At 71.9% G+C, this 16,702-nt stretch carries 14 protein-coding genes and 1 rRNA gene; 8 read left to right on the forward strand and 7 right to left on the reverse strand.

What is annotated here, in order from left to right; translation table 11 throughout:
- Positions 1-91: ribosomal RNA gene (gene rrf / locus ACWC2T_RS37165) — 5S ribosomal RNA — on the forward strand; the annotation flags it as partial.
- Positions 92-193: 102 nt separating this feature from the next.
- Here the strand turns inward: rrf and ACWC2T_RS37170 are convergent.
- From ACWC2T_RS37170 to ACWC2T_RS37190, 5 genes are read right to left on the reverse strand one after another with little or no spacing between them, the layout of a single operon-like run.
- Positions 194-1,504: a DUF58 domain-containing protein gene (locus ACWC2T_RS37170; protein WP_450674751.1), complete on the reverse strand. Its 1,311-nt coding sequence runs from the start codon at positions 1,502-1,504 to the stop codon at positions 194-196.
- Positions 1,504-2,493, reverse strand: a complete 990-nt coding sequence (locus tag ACWC2T_RS37175; RefSeq protein ID WP_450674782.1) for an AAA family ATPase — start codon at positions 2,491-2,493, stop codon at positions 1,504-1,506. The genes ACWC2T_RS37170 and ACWC2T_RS37175 overlap by 1 nt, the downstream gene beginning before the upstream one ends.
- The gene (locus tag ACWC2T_RS37180) at positions 2,493-3,689 is read right to left on the reverse strand and encodes a DUF4350 domain-containing protein (protein ID WP_450674752.1); all 1,197 of its coding nucleotides are present in this window, start codon (positions 3,687-3,689) and stop codon (positions 2,493-2,495) included. Before ACWC2T_RS37180 ends, ACWC2T_RS37175 begins: the two co-directional genes overlap by 1 nt.
- Positions 3,686-4,468 (reverse strand): DUF4129 domain-containing protein, encoded by a 783-nt coding sequence (locus ACWC2T_RS37185; RefSeq protein ID WP_450674753.1) that lies wholly within the window; start codon positions 4,466-4,468, stop codon positions 3,686-3,688. The genes ACWC2T_RS37180 and ACWC2T_RS37185 overlap by 4 nt, the downstream gene beginning before the upstream one ends.
- 1 nt (position 4,469) lies before the next feature.
- Complete coding sequence (locus tag ACWC2T_RS37190; RefSeq protein ID WP_450674754.1) at positions 4,470-5,831, reverse strand: glycerophosphoryl diester phosphodiesterase membrane domain-containing protein; 1,362 nt, start codon at positions 5,829-5,831, stop codon at positions 4,470-4,472.
- A gap of 140 nt (positions 5,832-5,971) precedes the next feature.
- On the opposite strand from ACWC2T_RS37190, the gene mtnA reads away from it, so the two are divergent.
- From mtnA to ACWC2T_RS37225, 7 genes are all read left to right on the forward strand, one after another.
- Complete coding sequence (gene mtnA, locus ACWC2T_RS37195; protein WP_450674755.1) at positions 5,972-7,102, forward strand: S-methyl-5-thioribose-1-phosphate isomerase; 1,131 nt, start codon at positions 5,972-5,974, stop codon at positions 7,100-7,102.
- Positions 7,103-7,285: 183 nt separating this feature from the next.
- Entirely contained in the window at positions 7,286-7,975 is a 690-nt protein-coding gene (mtrA, locus tag ACWC2T_RS37200) for a two-component system response regulator MtrA (RefSeq protein WP_351206979.1), read from the forward strand.
- 1 nt (position 7,976) lies between these two features.
- Entirely contained in the window at positions 7,977-10,091 is a 2,115-nt protein-coding gene (gene mtrB / locus ACWC2T_RS37205) for an MtrAB system histidine kinase MtrB (RefSeq protein WP_450674756.1), read from the forward strand.
- On the forward strand, positions 10,081-11,919 hold the full coding sequence (locus ACWC2T_RS37210) for an LpqB family beta-propeller domain-containing protein (protein WP_450674757.1): 1,839 nt from the start codon (positions 10,081-10,083) through the stop codon (positions 11,917-11,919). The genes mtrB and ACWC2T_RS37210 overlap by 11 nt, the downstream gene beginning before the upstream one ends.
- A gap of 143 nt (positions 11,920-12,062) precedes the next feature.
- Positions 12,063-12,923, forward strand: a complete 861-nt coding sequence (locus tag ACWC2T_RS37215; RefSeq protein ID WP_450674758.1) for a ComF family protein — start codon at positions 12,063-12,065, stop codon at positions 12,921-12,923.
- A 312-nt stretch (positions 12,924-13,235) separates the two neighbouring features.
- A complete protein-coding gene (hpf, locus tag ACWC2T_RS37220; RefSeq protein ID WP_388759058.1) occupies positions 13,236-13,928 on the forward strand; it encodes a ribosome hibernation-promoting factor, HPF/YfiA family in 693 nt (230 codons plus the stop codon).
- Positions 13,929-14,132: 204 nt separating this feature from the next.
- On the forward strand, positions 14,133-14,885 hold the full coding sequence (locus tag ACWC2T_RS37225) for a response regulator transcription factor (protein ID WP_351206988.1): 753 nt from the start codon (positions 14,133-14,135) through the stop codon (positions 14,883-14,885).
- Between the two features lie 3 nt (positions 14,886-14,888).
- Here the strand turns inward: ACWC2T_RS37225 and ACWC2T_RS37230 are convergent, their stop codons facing one another.
- Together ACWC2T_RS37230 and ACWC2T_RS37235 are read right to left on the reverse strand one after the other, a co-directional pair.
- Positions 14,889-16,064: a winged helix-turn-helix domain-containing protein gene (locus ACWC2T_RS37230; RefSeq protein ID WP_450674759.1), complete on the reverse strand. Its 1,176-nt coding sequence runs from the start codon at positions 16,062-16,064 to the stop codon at positions 14,889-14,891.
- A gap of 49 nt (positions 16,065-16,113) precedes the next feature.
- Entirely contained in the window at positions 16,114-16,686 is a 573-nt protein-coding gene (locus ACWC2T_RS37235) for a GNAT family N-acetyltransferase (protein WP_450674760.1), read from the reverse strand.
- Between the last annotated feature and the right edge of the window lie 16 nt (positions 16,687-16,702).

Here is a 16,702-nt window from a genome sequence, read left to right on the forward strand (position 1 = left end):
GCCCGGTTACATTCCGAACCCGGAAGCTAAGCCTCACAGCGCCGATGGTACTGCAGGGGGGACCCTGTGGGAGAGTAGGACGCCGCCGAACAATCCTTGGGAAAGGCCCACGCCAACTGGCGTGGGCCTTTCTGCATTTCAGGACCCGCAGTACTCCGCCGTACCCCGAAGAGGCGGCGGAGCCAGTGTGGAGTCAGAGTCGGCCCGCCGCCTTCAGAGCCAGGTACGCATCCGCCAGCGCCGGCGCCAGATCCTCCGGCGTCGCGTCCACCACCGTCACGCCATGTCGTCGTAGCTGCTCAGCGGTGCGCTGGCGCTCGCTCTGTGCCTGTGCCGCCGCCGCTGCCTCGTACACCGCCTCAGCGCTGCCTCGGGACTCTGCCATTCGTGCGATGTGCGGGTCGGCCACCGAGGCGACAAGAAGGGTGTGTCGTTGAGTGAGCTGCGTCAGCACGGGGAGCAGACCCTGCTCCACGGGGGCCGCGTCGAGCGTCGTGAGCAGCACGAGCAGGGATCGGCGAGGTGCCGTACGCAGAGCGGCCGCGGTCAGACCCCGGGCGTCGGTCTCGACGAGTTCCGGTTCCAGCGGGGCCATCGCGTTCACCAGGCCCGGCAGTACGTCTCCTGCCGAGCGGCCCTGGACCAGGGCCCGTACCCGGCGGTCGTACGCCAGGAGCGCCACGCGGTCGCCGGCTCGGGAGGCCAGCGCCGCGAGGAGGAGTGCGGCGTCCATGGAGGCGTCGAGGCGTGGTGCGTCGCCCACGCGGCCGGCCGAGGTACGGCCGGTGTCCAGGACGAGGAGGATGTGACGGTCGCGTTCCGGGCGCCAGGTGCGGACGGCGACAGCGGACTGGCGGGCCGTGGCTCGCCAGTCGATCGAGCGGGTGTCGTCTCCGGGGACGTACTCGCGCAGGCTGTCGAACTCCGTTCCCTCGCCGCGGGTCAGCACGCTGGTGCGGCCGTCGAGTTCACGCAATCGGGCGAGTTTCGACGGCAGGTGCTTTCGGCTGGTGAACGGGGGTAGAACCCGTACGGACCAGGGCAGCTTGTGGGTGCCCTGGCGGGAGAACAGTCCGAGGGGGCCGTAGGAGCGGATCGTCACGCGGTCGGCTTGGCGGTCACCGCGGCGGGTGGGGCGCAGTCGGGTTGTCACGCGTCGGCGCTCGCCCGGGGGGACGGTCAGGCGGTGGCGGGAGGCCTCGATCTCGGTGCCCGGCTGCCAGCTGCTGGGTGGCCAGGCGTCCCGCATCTGTGCCCGCAGGGGGCGGCGGGACGGGTTGGTGATCGTGAGCGTGATGTCGGCGGTTTCCCCGAGACGGGTGGAGGTGTCGCCGGACCGGGACAGGACGAGTCGTCGTACGGGGGCGGCGAGCGCGTAGTCGCAGGCGCAGACGAGGGCCAGGGGGCCGTTGACGGCGAGGATGCCCGTCCAGCCGGGTTCCAGGATGCCGACGGGGATCGAGCCCAGGGCGGCGAGAAGGGCGGCGCGTCCGGTGAGTGCCATCAGCGGGGCACCGGGACGTGGGCGAGGATCGCGTTGATGACGGAGTCGGCCGTCACGCCTTCCATCTCGGCCTCGGGACGCAGCTGGACCCGGTGGCGCAGGGTGGGCAGGGCGAGTGCCTTGACGTCGTCGGGGGTGACGTAGTCGCGCCCCGTCAGCCAGGCCCAGGCGCGTGACGTGGCCAGGAGAGCGGTGGCGCCGCGCGGGGAGACGCCGAGGGTGAGGGAGGGCGACTCGCGGGTGGCGCGGCAGACGTCCACGACGTATGCGGTGATCTCGGGGGACACCGTCGTCTTGGCCACGGCGGCGCGTGCCGCCTCCAGGTCGGCGGGTCCGGCGACGGGGCGGAGGCCGGCGGCACGCAGGTCCCGTGGGTTGAAGCCCGAGGCGTGGCGGGTCAGTACGTCGATCTCGTCCTGACGGGAGGGCAGAGGGACCGTCAGTTTGAGGAGGAACCGGTCCAGTTGGGCTTCAGGGAGGGGATAGGTGCCCTCGTATTCGACCGGGTTCTGTGTCGCTGCGACGAGGAACGGTTCGGGGAGCGGGCGCGGGGTGCCGTCGACCGTGACCTGGCGCTCTTCCATGGCTTCGAGAAGGGACGACTGGGTCTTGGGCGGGGTGCGGTTGATCTCGTCCGCGAGCAGGAGGTTGGTGAAGACCGGGCCCTCCTGGAAGGAGAACTCGGCGGTGCGGGTGTCGTAGACGAGGGAGCCGGTGACGTCGCTCGGCATCAGGTCGGGGGTGAACTGGACGCGTTTGGTGTCGAGTTCGAGTGCGGAGGCCAGGGCGCGGACGAGCAACGTTTTGGCGACTCCGGGGACTCCTTCGAGCAGAACGTGTCCGCGGCACAGGAGGGCGACGACGAGGCCGGTCACGGCGGGGTCCTGGCCGACCACGGCTTTGGCGATCTCGGCGCGCAGGGCTTCCAGGGAGGCTCGGGCGGTGCCCGCGTCCCCGGTGTTCCCGGCGTTGTCAGTGGTCGGGTCCATCATGAACGGCGTACCTCTCTCTCGAGGGCGTCGAGTTGGTCGGTGAGTGCGATGAGGGCCGCGTCGTCGCCGGGCGGCGGTCCGAAGAGGAGGGAGTGCAGGGCCTGTTGGTCGCCGGTGAGGTGGGCGGACAGGACGGGGAGCAGGGCCTCGGGCGTGTGCGCCTGGGTGACGGGGACGCCGACGAGGGGGGCGAGGCGGGTGCGGGTGGTGGAGCGAAGAGCGGCGGCCGCGCGGTCGCGGGCGTCGGCCCTGCGGTAGAGGCGGGCGCGGCCTTCGGTGGTCTCGGAGGCGCGGATCGCGACGGGGAGTTTTTCGGGTACGAGGGGACCGAAGCGGCGTGCCCGCCAGAAGGCGGCGAGGGCCGCTGCGACGAAGAGCTGCAGGGTGCCCCAGAGCCAGCCCGAGGGGAGCAGGTCGAGGAAGTTGTTGTGGTCGCCGGTGCCGGTGGCCGAGGTGTCGGAGAGTGAGGGGAGGTACCAGGTCAGATGGGGGCGGGAGCCGAGGAGTTGGAGGGCGAGCGAGGCGTTGCCCTGCTTGTCGAGGCGGTCGTTGTAGAGGATGTCGGGCGCGCCGAGTACGACGGTGTCGCCGCCCCCGGATGCCTCGGGGATGCGCAGCAGGGTGGCGAGACGCGCGCTGGGGTAGCAGCGGGCGGCGTCGAGTCGGGTGGTGGTGTAGCGGATGCCGCCGGTGTCGGCGCTGCCCGCGCGCAGGGCCTCGGGCAGGGTGCAGCCGGGGGCGAGTGTGGTGGTGCTGCTGGTGGCGGGGTCTGCGGTGACTCCGGGGGCGAGTCGTTCGACGGAGGGGCTGCCGGCCGCGACCAGGACGGTGCGTCCGCCGGAGGCCGCGGTGGCCCTGCGCAATTCGGTCTGTTGACGGGTCGTCAGCAGGTCGGGTACGGCGACCAGGAGAGTGGTGTCCGACCGGGCGGCGTCCCGCGCGGCCCCGAGCGTGGTGACCACGCGCGTGGAGACGCCCCGGTCGGCGAGGAGTTGGGCGACGGCACGGCTGCCGTAGGGGTCGGCGGAGCGCGGGTCCAGTTCGCCGTGCCGGTCGGTGGACCGTACGGCCGCCATGGCGACTGCCGCCACCAGGATGAGCACGGCGGCGAGCGCGATGCCTCGCGTGCGGGTCCACACCTGGCGGACGGTGGGCGCGGTGGAGGTCGTCGGCAGCGTGGCCTCGGCGGTCACTCGGTGGCCCCCTGGTGGGTGGCGTGGGCCGTGCTGGTGGTGCTGTGGGCAAGGGCGGGCCTTGCGCGTTCCAGGTCGCGGTCGAGTTCGGCGATGCGGTGGTACGACTGCTCGGTCGCCCTGCGTCCGCCGTATGTCACGTCGTCGAACTCGCGGGCCGCGGACCGTAGTCGGTCGGTGTGTCCGGGCAGGGTCCGGCCGGCCTCGGCTGCCGCTTCGTCGGCGGTGCGGCCCGGGCGGACGTCGAGCAGGGTGCGTTCTTCCAGGGAGCGGACGATGGCCCGCATGCGTTCCTGCACGGCCTGGTTCCAGTGGCCCTGGGCCGCGTGTGCCTCGGCGGCCGCGCGGTGTTGGGCGGCGCTGCGGGGGCCGTCGTCGAACAGGGCGGCGGCGGTGGAGAAGGGCTGCCTGCGCGGGGTGCCCAGGCGCCACCACAGGGCGCCCAGGACGGCGAGGATGAACAGGATGACGACGACCAGGCCCGTCGTGCCGCCGGGTGTCGCCGAGGCGGCCGAGTTGAACAGCCGGTCGAGCCAGTCCCAGAACGCGTTCAGTGCGCGCTGGAACAGCCCGGGGTCGTTCTCGTGGTACAGCCGCTTGGACAGCTCTCGGCGAGCCGCCTCCCGCGCGGGATCGCGCGGGGTGGTCACGGGCGGCCCGTCTCCCGAGCCGCCCGCTGCGCGGGCGGCCGTGTCCGCCGTGCGCAGCAGGCCTCGTACGACCGTGCCACCGACGCAGGCCGGTGCCGCCGCCGTGAGTACTCCCCCCGTGAGACCCACGTCAGCTCCCTGGGACGGGACCGGGGCCGCCGGTGCTCTGGACGCCGGCGGCGCGGGCCAGTTCGAGGTCGAGGGCCTCACGGCGGATGCGCTGGTCGATGTAGAGGAGCACGGTGACGCCCGCGCTGATCGGCAGGGTGAGTGTGGTGCCGATCAGTGCGCCGATGCCCCGGATGATCAGGGCGGGCCAGCCGATGGGTCCGCCGGTGGTGCCGAGTACGTCGCCGGTGCTGTCGCCGCTGACGGCGGCCCCGATGAGGGTGAAGGGGATGGAGATGACCGATGCGACGATGACGGTGATGAGCAGGGTGAGCAGCACAATGCCGAAGGTGCGCCACCAGGAGCCGCGGACGAGCTTCGCGGAGCGCTTCAGGGACTTCACGATGCCCTGTCGTTCCAGCATCAGGGCGGGCGCGGCCAGGTAGAAGCGGATCCCCAGCCATACGCCGACGACGGTGGCCGCGAGGAGGCCGAGGACGAGCAGTGCGGCGCCGCCGTCGCTGTTGCCGGCGAGCGCGACGAGGAGGCCGGGCAGTCCACCGACGAGTACGACACCGGCGAAGATCAGGCCCAGCAGGATCAGCAGTCCGAAGAGTTTCAGGATCTGCGGGCGGGATTCGCGCCAGGCCTCGCCGGCGGTGATCGACCTGCCGAGGACGGCCCGGCTGGTGATGGTCGTGAGCAGGGCGGTCAGGAGGATGATGGCGACCGTGCGGATCACCGAGACGATGCCGGTGCCGATCATGGTCTCGCGCAGGGCGTGGAGCGCTTCGCCGGGGCTGGCGTTGTTCGGGTCGTTGATCGTCGACTGGACGGCGGTGTCGTTCAGGACGAAGCCCTGCAGCAGAACCATGCTGGTGTTCAGGAGCAGGGAGACCGCCAGCGAGATGCCGAGGACCGTGCGCCAGTGGGTGCGCATGGTGGAGACGGCGCCGTCGAGGATCTCGCCGACGCCGAGCGGGCGCAGCGGGATGACACCGGGCTTGGCCGCGGGCGGGGGACCGCCCCAGCCGCCGCCCCAGGCGCCGTAACCGCCAGGGCCGGCGTACCCGCCGGGAGGGCCGTCGTACCCGCCTCCGTGGCCGCCGGGGCCACCCGGCGGCTGGGTCCAGCCCGGGCCGGGCGGCGGGGGTGGCGGGGGCTGGTGGGGGCTGGGGGCACCGGTGGGCGCGGACCACTGGCCGGGTGGCGGCTGCTCCTTGGACCACTTCACGCCTGGGCCCTGCGTGTCGGCACCCGGCTGCGGCGTGGGTGCGGTGTCGCCGGGGCGGTCGGCAGGCTCGGCGGGACCGGACGCGCCCGGTTCCCGTCCCTCGTTCGACGGGGCGGTTCCGGGCGAGGCCCAGCCCGGAGTGTCTGTCATCGAAGCTCCTTCTCGGTGCCCGTCCGCGGTCGCGGCGGCAGGTTGGCAGCCATCGTGCCATGGGGTGGTCATCGAGGGACCGGCCGCGGTGGGCGCGGGATGCCTTCAATTGTCCGCCGGATCCGGGGCAGACTGACCGCATGGATGATCAGCAGGTGCGAACCGACGGGGACAAGCGGCCGACCGAGATACCTGCGATCCGATGGGAGGAACCACCCGAAGGCCCTGTGCTGGTCCTTCTCGACCAGACGCGGCTGCCGACCGAGGAGGTCGAGCTGGTGTGCACGGATGCGCCGGCGCTGGTGGACGCGATCCGTTCGCTCGCCGTGCGCGGGGCGCCGCTTCTCGGGATCGCGGGGGCGTACGGCGTCGCGCTCGCCGCCGCGCGTGGCTTCGACGTGGCCGAGGCGGCGCGGGGCCTCGAGGGTGCCCGGCCCACCGCGGTGAACCTGTCCGTCGGCGTGCGCCGGGCGCACGCCGCGTATCAGGCCGGGCTGGCGAAGAGCGGCGATCCCACCGAGGCGGCGACGGCGGCACTGGCCGCGGCGCGGGCGCTGCACCGGGAGGACGCCGAGGCCAGTGCCCGGATGGCGGCTCACGGACTGGCGCTGCTGAACGAGTTGCTGCCCGGCGGCGGGCACCGGATCCTCACCCACTGCAACAGCGGTTCGCTGGTGTCGGGAGGGGAGGGCACGGCTTTCGCGGTGGCCCTGGCGGCGCATCGTGAGGGGCGGCTGCGGCGGCTGTGGGTGGACGAAACGCGTCCGTTGCTGCAAGGTGCGCGCCTCACGGCGTACGAAGCGGCCCGCACCGGCATGGCGTACACCCTGCTCACCGACAACGCGGCGGGTTCGCTGCTCGCGGCCGGTGAGGTGGACGCGGTGCTGGTGGGGGCGGACCGGATTGCGGCCGACGGCTCGGTGGCGAACAAGGTGGGGAGCTATCCGCTCGCCGTACTGGCGCGGTACCACCATGTGCCGTTCATCGTGGTGGCGCCGGTGACGACGGTCGATCCGGACACTCCCGACGGGGCGTCCATCGAGGTCGAGCAGCGACCCGGCTTCGAGGTGACCGAGATCGCCGCGCCTCAGGTGCCGGTGACGGGAGCGGGAGGCGGTGTTCCGGTGGCACCCCTGGGGACCCAGGCGTACAACCCGGCGTTCGACGTGACGCCGCCGGAGCTGGTGACGGCCATCGTCACCGAGGAGGGGGTGGTCTCACCCGTGACGGCCGAGGGGCTTGCGGAGCTGTGCGCCAGGGCCGCCGGGTAACGACCGGCCGATGGGCCGGCGCCGGCTCGACCACACCCGGCGAAGAAGCGCTCTGCCCCCTCCGCTTCCCCGGTCTATGGCCGGCGACGGCGGACAGGGGCAGACAGTGACGGCCTCGTACGACTATCGTCACCGGCCAGTGACCTCGCTCACCAGCGCCTCTGTCACTGTTACGAGAATGGGATGATGTCGTTTATGAAGGGACGAGTCCTTGTCGTCGACGACGACACCGCACTGGCCGAGATGCTCGGCATCGTGCTGCGTGGTGAAGGTTTTGAGCCGTCTTTCGTAGCCGACGGTGACAAGGCGCTGGCCGCTTTCCGGGAGACCAAGCCCGATCTGGTCCTGCTCGACCTGATGCTGCCCGGTCGGGACGGCATCGAGGTGTGCCGGCAGATCCGGGCCGAGTCCGGCGTGCCGATCGTGATGCTCACGGCCAAGAGCGACACCGTCGACGTGGTCGTGGGCCTGGAGTCGGGCGCCGACGACTACATCGTCAAGCCGTTCAAGCCGAAGGAGCTGGTCGCCCGGATCCGGGCGCGGCTGCGGAGGTCGGAGGAGCCGGCTCCGGAGCAGCTGACCATCGGTGACCTGGTGATCGATGTGGCCGGGCACTCGGTGAAGCGGGACGGGCAGTCGATTGCGCTGACTCCGCTGGAGTTCGATCTGCTGGTCGCGCTCGCCCGCAAGCCGTGGCAGGTGTTCACCCGTGAGGTGCTGCTCGAGCAGGTGTGGGGCTACCGTCACGCCGCCGACACGCGGCTTGTCAATGTGCACGTCCAGCGGCTGCGTTCCAAGGTCGAGAAGGACCCGGAGCGGCCCGAGATCGTGGTGACCGTCCGTGGTGTCGGTTACAAGGCCGGGCCGAGCTGACATGTCCGGGGACAGCGCCGCTTCGGCTCCCGGTCGGTCCGGGGCCCGTCCGGGGCGGCCTGTCGGCCGGACGGCGGGTGCCCGGTTCAGGAATCTCTTCGAGGGCGGCCTGCTCGAGGGCGGGGTCCAGGGCAGCCCGGTCATCAGGCTGTTCCTGCGCTGGGTGCGCCGACCGCTGCTGCCGGTGATGCGGCTGTGGCGGCGCAACATCCAGCTGCGGGTCGTCGCCACAACGCTGGTGATGTCCCTGGGTGTCGTCCTGCTGCTGGGCTTCGTCGTGATCGGGCAGGTGCGCAACGGCCTGCTGGACGCGAAGGTGAAGGCCTCGCAGAGTCAGGCCACGGGCGGCTTCGCGGTGGCCAAGCAGAAGGCCGACGAGGCGGCCAGTGGCTCCGGTACGGGCGCGGCCGCCGGGAGCGGCGCCGCCGACGGCACCGCGACCGCCGACGGCCGGCAGTCCCAGAACGTCATCCAGTGGATGAGCGACCTGGTGGAGTCGCTGTCCAGCGGTGGCGCGGGCGCCTTCGACGTCGTCACGCTGCCCGTCGGCGACGACAGCGGCGGCGGCCGCAGTCCGCGCGGTTCCGGGAACGTCAACCCGACCTCCAGCGTGCCCGCCGACCTGCGCGAGAAGGTCAACGGCGGCACGATGGCCGCCCAGAGCTACACGCGGATCGTGTACTCCAACGGCAAGGAGTCACAGCCGGCGCTGGTCATCGGCAAGCAGGTCAACGACCCCAACGGGCGGCCGTACGAGCTGTACTACCTCTTCCCGCTCACGCAGGAGGAGAAGTCCCTGAGTCTGGTCAAGGGCACGCTCGCGACCGCTGGGCTGTTCGTCGTCGTCCTGCTCGGCGCGATCGCCTGGCTGGTGGTGCGCCAGGTCGTCACGCCGGTGCGGATGGCGGCCGGGATCGCCGAGCGGCTGTCCGCCGGGCGGCTGCAGGAGCGGATGAAGGTCACCGGCGAGGACGACATCGCGCGCCTGGGCGAGGCCTTCAACAAGATGGCGCAGAACCTCCAGGTGAAGATCCAGCAGCTGGAGGACCTGTCGCGGATGCAGCGCCGGTTCGTGTCGGACGTCTCGCACGAGCTGCGCACCCCGCTGACCACCGTCCGCATGGCCGCGGACGTGATCCACGAGGCGCGCGAGGACTTCGATCCCGTGACCGCGCGCTCGGCCGAACTGCTCGCCGACCAGCTGGACCGGTTCGAGTCGCTGCTCGCGGACCTGCTGGAGATCAGCCGCTTCGACGCGGGTGCGGCGGCGCTGGAGGCCGAGCCGATAGATCTCAGGGAGGTCGTCCGGCGCGTGGTCAGCGGCGCCGAGCCGCTCGCCGAGCGCAAGGGCACGCACATACGCGTGCTCGGCGACCAGCAGCCCGTCGTCGCCGAGGCCGACGCCCGCCGTGTGGAGCGCGTGCTGCGCAACCTCGTCGTCAACGCCGTGGAACACGGCGAGGGCAAGGACGTCATCGTCAAGCTCGCCTCCGCGGGCGGCGCGGTCGCCGTCGCGGTGCGCGACTACGGCGTGGGACTCAAGCCGGGCGAGGCGACGCGGGTCTTCAGCCGCTTCTGGCGGGCGGACCCGGCACGCGCGCGTACCACCGGAGGTACGGGTCTCGGGCTGTCGATCGCCCTGGAGGACGCGCGGTTGCACGGCGGCTGGCTGCAGGCCTGGGGCGAGCCGGGTGGTGGCTCCCAGTTCCGGCTGACGCTGCCCAGAACCGCTGACGAGCCGCTGCGGGGTTCGCCGATACCGCTGGAGCCCAAGGACTCGCGCCGCAACCGCGGCCTCGACGAGGCCGGTCTGCCCGGCGGAGGCGGGGAGAAGCGGGCGACCGTTCCCGTGCAGCCGAGCGGCGCCCAGACGTCCGCGTTGCCGCCGCGCGCCTCGATCGCACCGCGGGTGGCCCCTGCCGCCCCGGCTGCCGACCCGGCCGCACTGCCCGGCAACGGCAACGGCGCGCGCGTGGTGCCCCGGCCCACCGGTGGCGCGCCGCGCGCGGACGACAAACCCACCATGCGTCCGGCACCCGGTGCGGGCGCGACACGGCCGGACGCGGCCGATGCGCAGGACTCGACCGAGCCAGGGGAGGCATTTCGTGGGCGCTGACCGCAGGGGGGGCGCCCGGCCCCGGCCGGGACGCGCGGTGGCGTACGCCGCCCTGGGGACCGTACTGCTGGCAGGGTGTGCCTCGATGCCGGACAGCGGGGACCTGCGGACCGTGGAGTCCACGCCGCGGCAGGACACCGGGGTCCGGGTGTTCGCCATGCCACCGGCCGAGGGCGCCGGTCCCGCCGAGATCATGCAGGGCTTCCTGGAGGCGCTGACCAGCGACGACCCGGCGTACGACACGGCTCGCAAGTACCTGACGCCCGACGCGGCGCGCACCTGGCGGCCGGAGCAGTCGACCACGGTCCTCGCGAACGGGCCGAGCATCGAGCCGGACTGCCGGCCGGGCATCGGCCAGGAGCGGGCCAACAGCGTCACGTGTGTCCTGGCGGGCAGCAGGGTCGCGACCGTGGACGCGCAGCAGGCGTACGAGCCGGTCGGCGACTCCTACCGCAAGAAGCTGCACCTCACCCGCGATCCCAAGAACGGGCAGTGGCGCATCGACGCACTGCCCGACGGTGTGGTCATGGGCAAGTCGGACTTCCAGCGCAACTACACCTCCGTCGACAAGTACTACTTCGCCTCCGACACGACGGTCCGGTCCACGGGGGAGCCGGTGGCGGTTGCCGATCCGGTGTTCGTGCGCAGCAAGGTGGACCCGATGACACAGGTGGTCCGCTCGCTGCTGACCGGTCCCACCCGCTGGCTCGGGCCGGTCGTCAGGTCCAGCTTCCCGTCCGGTACGGCCCTGCAGAAGGACGTGTCGGGGCTGGCGCCGGACGACCAGAACAAGCTGACCGTGCCGCTGAACCTGAAGGTTTCGCAGGTCGCGGCGACCAGGTGCACCGAGATGGCGACGCAGGTGCTGTTCACGCTGCGGAACCTGGCGCCGACGCTGGAGTCCGTCGAGCTGCAGGGCGTCGGCGGCCACCGGCTGTGCGACCTGAGCGAGGAGCGCGCCGAGGCCACCGCCTGGCGCGGGTCGGCAAAGAGCCCCGAGAACCTGTACTACCTCGACGGCAGGCACCGGCTGGTGCGGATGCCGACCGGGAGTACCACCACCAGCGCCGTACCCGTGCCGGGTCCGCTGGGCGAGGGCGGCAGGACGTTCGAGTCGGTTGCGGTGTCGCGGGACGAGCACAGCGGGGCCGGCGTCGGCGACCAGGGCAGGTCGTTGTACGTGACGTCGCTGGCGTCGGGCGGTTCGCTGGGCCAGGCGCTGGTGACCAGCCAGGGTGCGGCCCAGGGCGAGCGGCTGACGACACCGAGCTGGGACGCCCGCGGCGACCTGTGGGTGGCCGACCGGGACCCGCTCCGTCCGCGGCTGTACGTCCTGGAACAGGGCGCCGCCAAACCGCAGGCGGTCGCGGTCCCGGACCTGTCCGGCCGGATCAGGGACGCGCGGGTCGCCGCCGACGGGGTGCGGATCGCTCTGGTGGTGGAGGGGAAGGACGGCCGGCAGTCCCTGCTCATCGGCCGCATCCAGCGCGACGACGGCACCGGACAGGGCACGTCGGTGGTCGAACTGCGGTCGGCGGCGCCCGACTTGGAAGAGGTCAGCGCCCTGTCGTGGGCCGGGGACAGCAGGCTGCTCGTGGTCGGCCGGGAGCAGGGCGGCGTGCTGCAGATGCGGTACGTCCAGGTCGACGGATCCACACTCGACGGGCCGGCGCCGGGCGCGCTCACCGGCGTGAAGTCGATCGCCGCGTCCGAGGACGAGCGGGTGCCGCTGGTGGCCTGCTCGGAGGACGGGATCGTACGGCTGCCGTCCGGGTCGCAGTGGCAGAAGGTGGACAAGGACGGGACGGCGCCGATCTATCCGGGCTGAGTGTCGCGCGCGTTCCCTGCCCCGGGCGGCCGCATCGCCCTTCACCCGTGTGAGTGACGGGCGGTGTGCGCTTCTCCGGGTTGTCCACAGGACGTTTTCCACAGGGGTGGCCGGGCTGCTTCCGGGTTGGCACAGTGGTGGACATGCGGGGGTGGTGGCAGGACCTCACCGACCTGGTGCTGCCGACCGACTGCGCGGGCTGCGGAGCACCTCGTACGGCCCTCTGCCCGCGGTGCCGGGCCGCGCTGTACGGCCGTGCGCCGCGGCGGGTACGACTGGTGCCGGAGCCGGCCGGGCTGCCGGCGGTGCATGCGGTGGCTCCCTACGCGGAGGAGGTGCGCATGCTGCTTCTCGCGCACAAGGAGCGCGGCGCGCTGGCCCTCGCGGGGGCCCTGGGCAGGGCTCTGGCGGGAGCCGTGCGGGCCGGGCTCGGCGGGAGCGGCGCCGGGGCCGTTGCCGGGGGTGCCGGGCCCGTGCTGCTCGTCCCTGTGCCCTCCGCCCGGTGGGCCGTGCGGGCGCGTGGGCACGATCCGGTGCGGCGGATGGCGCTCGCGGCGGCCGGAGAGCTGCGGCGTACCGGCACGCCGGCCAGGGTGGCGGCCGTGCTGTGCCAGCGGCGGCCGGTGGCTGACCAGGCCGGGCTGGACGCGCGGCGGCGCCTGGCCAACCTCGCGGGCGCGCTGGAGGTGACGGCGGGCGGTGGCCGGCTGCTCGGCGCGGGGCGCGTCGTGCTCGTCGACGACCTGATCACGACGGGCGCCAGCCTCGCGGAGGCGGCGCGTGCTGTCCGGGAGGTGGCAGAGGAGGGAACTGGAGTGAGAACAGTCGTGTACGGGGACGTAACTCGGGAAGGAAGGGATGAACGACGGATCGGAGCGCGGTGGGAGAGCGGGAAGTGGGTGCATGGTGCACCGGAAAAGACGGCCGCGAACCCCCTCCGGCATGCGCTCCGTGCGGCCGTGATCGCCGCTCCGCTGGATTCTTTCGAAATAAACAGGAACTGACCGCCGACCTGCATCGTTGCAGGTAGTGAGAGGGGTAATTCACCTGAACGGAGGTACGCCGGAGTAGAGGGTGACGACATCCGTCCGGGCGAGATATGTTCGGTTGTGAGGAAAGGCGCAGGCCACACCTCTCATATCGGAATGCCGTGCCACGGGTTTTCGGCAATCACCCGTGCCGGTGGGGTGGAGATCTCGTCCTTGGGGGAGGAGGAGGTGGAAGTCACCGAGTCCGAGGTCCGGTGATCACCGGACCTGGTGCAAGAGGGAGATGCTCCGCCGATGGAGCGGAGCGATCCGGGAACGGAGTTCTGCGTGGACATCGTCGTCAAAGGCCGCAAGACCGAGGTGCCCGAGCGGTTCCGCAAGCACGTGGCCGAGAAGCTGAAGCTGGAGAAGATCCAGAGGCTCGATGCCAAGGTGATCAGCCTCGACGTCGAGGTGTCCAAGGAGCCCAACCCCCGACAGGCCGACCGCTGTGACCGAGTGGAGATCACCCTCCGCTCCCGCGGTCCGGTGATCCGGGCGGAAGCAGCGGCCAGTGACCCGTACGCGGCACTCGACCTGGCGGCGGAGAAGCTGGACGCCCGGCTGCGCAAGCAGCACGACAAGCGGTTCTCGCGCCGGGGCGCACGCCGGATCTCGGCGGCCGAGGTTCCCGACCACGTCCCGGGCGCAGCGACGCTGAACGGCAACGGCCTCCCCGTCCATGAGGAAGAGACGGACGGAGTGCCGACGAAGAAGATCGGCTCGCTGGAGGTCAAGGGCGAAGGCCCCCTCATCGTCCGCGAGAAGACCCACGTCGCCGCCCCGATGAGCCTGGACCAGGCCCTCTACGAGATGGAACTGGTCGGCCACGACTTCTACTTGTTCGTCGACGCGGAGACGAAGGAACCGAGCGTCGTCTACCGGCGGCACGCCTACGACTACGGTGTGATCCACCTCAGCACGGACCCGATGGTCGCTGAGGCGCAGCCCCCCGCGGCAGGTGGCACGCTCGGCGGCTGACCCGTCCGGCCCGTGTCGAGCCGGTGCCCCTGGAAGCGCGTGTGCGCCCCCAGGGGCACCTGTGTGCGACCGGTTCACGCCTCGCCCGTCACCCCGGCGCCACGCGGGCATGAAATCATGGCCGGACCGGCCCAACCGGTGGGCCGCTGCCTTGGGTTGGCGATGGCACAGGACCACAGGCCACAGCCTTCAGGGGGAGGAACGATGGCGGACACCTTCGGACCGATGCGGGACGAGGATGGCGACGACGGTGTCATCGGCATGGGCCCGGGCCCGGACGCCGGCTCCGTACGCGCGGAGCCGATCAGAGTCCTGGTCGTGGACGACCATGCCCTCTTCCGGCGCGGCCTGGAGATCGTGCTCGCGGCCGAGGAGGACATCCAGGTCGTCGGCGAGGCCGGTGACGGGGCCGAGGCCGTGGACAAGGCCGCCGACCTGCTGCCCGACATCGTGCTGATGGACGTTCGCATGCCCCGGCGCGGCGGGATCGAGGCCTGCACCTCCATCAAGGAAGTCGCCCCCAGCGCCAAGATCATCATGCTGACGATCAGCGACGAGGAGGCCGACCTCTACGAGGCGATCAAGGCAGGCGCGACCGGATACCTTCTCAAGGAGATCTCCACGGACGAGGTGGCGACCGCCATTCGTGCGGTGGCCGACGGGCAGTCGCAGATCAGCCCGTCCATGGCGTCCAAGCTCCTCACCGAGTTCAAGTCGATGATCCAGCGCACCGACGAGCGCCGCCTGGTGCCCGCGCCACGGCTGACCGACCGGGAGCTGGAGGTCCTCAAGCTCGTCGCCACCGGGATGAACAACCGGGACATCGCCAAGGAACTGTTCATCTCCGAGAACACCGTGAAGAACCACGTCCGCAACATCCTGGAGAAGCTCCAGCTGCACTCCCGGATGGAAGCCGTGGTCTACGCGATGCGGGAGAAGATCCTCGAGATCCGCTAGCCGCTACCCGAGCAGGCCGGCGAGTTCCCTCGTCAGGGGCTCGCGCAGGCCGGGCGCGTCCACCCGCTCCACCCGGATGTCCGTGCAGTCCACCCAGGTCGCCGCCTCCACCAGGGCCCGGGCGACCGCCGGGACCGCCTTCTGGCCATCCAGGGTGACCTGCCTGGCCACCAGCGTGCGGCCCTCGCGCGCCGGGTCCACCCGCCCGACCAGCCGGCCGCCGGCGAGCACCGGCATCGCGAAGTAGCCATGGACCCGCTTCGGCCTGGGCACGTACGCCTCCAGGCGGTGGGTGAAGCCGAAGATCCGCTCCGTGCGCGCCCGCTCCCAGATCAGCGAGTCGAACGGCGACAGCAGGGTGGTGCGGTGCCGGCCGCGTGGCGGTGTCGCCAGGGCTGCCGGATCGGCCCAGGCCGGCTTCCCCCAGCCCTCCACCTCGACCGGCACCAGGCCCGAGTCGGCGATCACCGCGTCGACCTGTTCACCCTTGAGCCGGTGATAGTCGGCGATGTCCGCGCGCGTGCCGACGCCGAGGGACTCGCCGGCCAGCCGGACCAGGCGGCGCAGGCACTCGTTGTCGTCCAGCTCGTCGTGCAGCAGCGCGTCCGGGACGGCGCGCTCGGCGAGGTCGTACACCCGCTTCCAGCCGCGCCGCTCGACGCACACCACCTCGCCGTACATCAGCGCGCGCTCCACCGCGACCTTGGTGCCCGACCAGTCCCACCAGTCGCTGGTCTTCTTCGCACCGCCCAGCTCCGTGGAGGTCAGCGGGCCCTCCGCGTGCAGCTGCTTGATGACCTGGTCGTAGACACCCTCGGGCAGCTCGTGGTTCCAGTGCGGGCGGTTGCGGTAGGCGCGGCGGCGGAAGGCGAAGTGCGGCCACTCCTCGATGGGCAGGATGCACGCCGCGTGCGACCAGTACTCGAAGGCGTGGGCACCCTTCCAGTAGGCGGCCTCGACCGTCTTGCGGCCGACCGCGCCGAGCCGGGCGTACGGCACCAGTTCATGGGAGCGGGCGAGGACCGAGATCGTGTCGAGCTGCACCGCGCCGAGGTGGCGCAGCACGCCACGGACTCCGGCCCGCCGGTCGGGCGCGCCGAGGAAGCCCTGGGCCCGCAGGGCCATACGGCGGGCGTCGTCCGCGGTGAGGGTGGTGGTCGGGCGCGGCAGGGTCGTCATGCTCCGGACGATAGGGGGTGCCACTGACAACGCGGGGCGACCTGCGGTTTCACGGCAGGCGCGCGGGCAGGTACGGCGCCGTGGACGGCAGGCCCAGGTCCGAGGGGAGCAGGGAGCCGACCCAGCAGTCGCGGCGCACGCCCTTGTTGTTGAGCGCGGAGCGCAGGGTGCCCTCGATGGTGAAACCGGCCCTTTCGGCCACGGCACGGGAAGCATGGTTGCCGACCTCGGCACGCCATTCGACCCGGTCGACGCCGACCTCGGTGAAGACCCAGCGGCAGGCGATGAGCGTGGCCTCGGTGACGTAACCGCGGCCGCGGTGCTCCTTGGCCGCCCAGAAGCCGACCTCCGCCACGCCGAGCGAACGCATGGTGAGACCGAGCATGCCGGCGAGTTCCCCGCCGGTGGGGAACACACCGAAGGTGAACATCGAACCCTGCGCCCAGCCGTCGGGGACCAGCTCCTCGGTGAAGCCGCTCGCGTGCTCGGGCAGGTAGGGCGAGGGCACCGTGGTCCAGCGCTGGATGTCGGGGTCCTGCGCCGCGTCGTACACCGCCTGGGTGTCGTGCGGGCCGACCGTGCGCAGGAGCAGGCGGTCGGTGGTGAGTGTGACGGGTTCCATCGGCTGATTGTGCTCG

The organism is Streptomyces sp. NPDC001393 (genome assembly GCF_053597455.1).

Coding starts and splice junctions, on each gene's coding strand:
- mtrA (WP_351206979.1), top strand. CDS start 7,286: ATGATGTCGTTTATGAAGGGACGAGTCCTTGTCGTCGACGACGACACC.
- mtnA (WP_450674755.1), top strand. CDS start 5,972: ATGGATGATCAGCAGGTGCGAACCGACGGGGACAAGCGGCCGACCGAG.
- ACWC2T_RS37215 (WP_450674758.1), top strand. CDS start 12,063: ATGCGGGGGTGGTGGCAGGACCTCACCGACCTGGTGCTGCCGACCGAC.
- ACWC2T_RS37230 (WP_450674759.1), bottom strand. CDS start 16,064: ATGACGACCCTGCCGCGCCCGACCACCACCCTCACCGCGGACGACGCC.
- mtrB (WP_450674756.1), top strand. CDS start 7,977: ATGTCCGGGGACAGCGCCGCTTCGGCTCCCGGTCGGTCCGGGGCCCGT.
- ACWC2T_RS37175 (WP_450674782.1), bottom strand. CDS start 2,493: ATGGACCCGACCACTGACAACGCCGGGAACACCGGGGACGCGGGCACC.
- ACWC2T_RS37170 (WP_450674751.1), bottom strand. CDS start 1,504: ATGGCACTCACCGGACGCGCCGCCCTTCTCGCCGCCCTGGGCTCGATC.
- ACWC2T_RS37190 (WP_450674754.1), bottom strand. CDS start 5,831: ATGACAGACACTCCGGGCTGGGCCTCGCCCGGAACCGCCCCGTCGAAC.
- ACWC2T_RS37225 (WP_351206988.1), top strand. CDS start 14,133: ATGGCGGACACCTTCGGACCGATGCGGGACGAGGATGGCGACGACGGT.
- ACWC2T_RS37235 (WP_450674760.1), bottom strand. CDS start 16,686: ATGGAACCCGTCACACTCACCACCGACCGCCTGCTCCTGCGCACGGTC.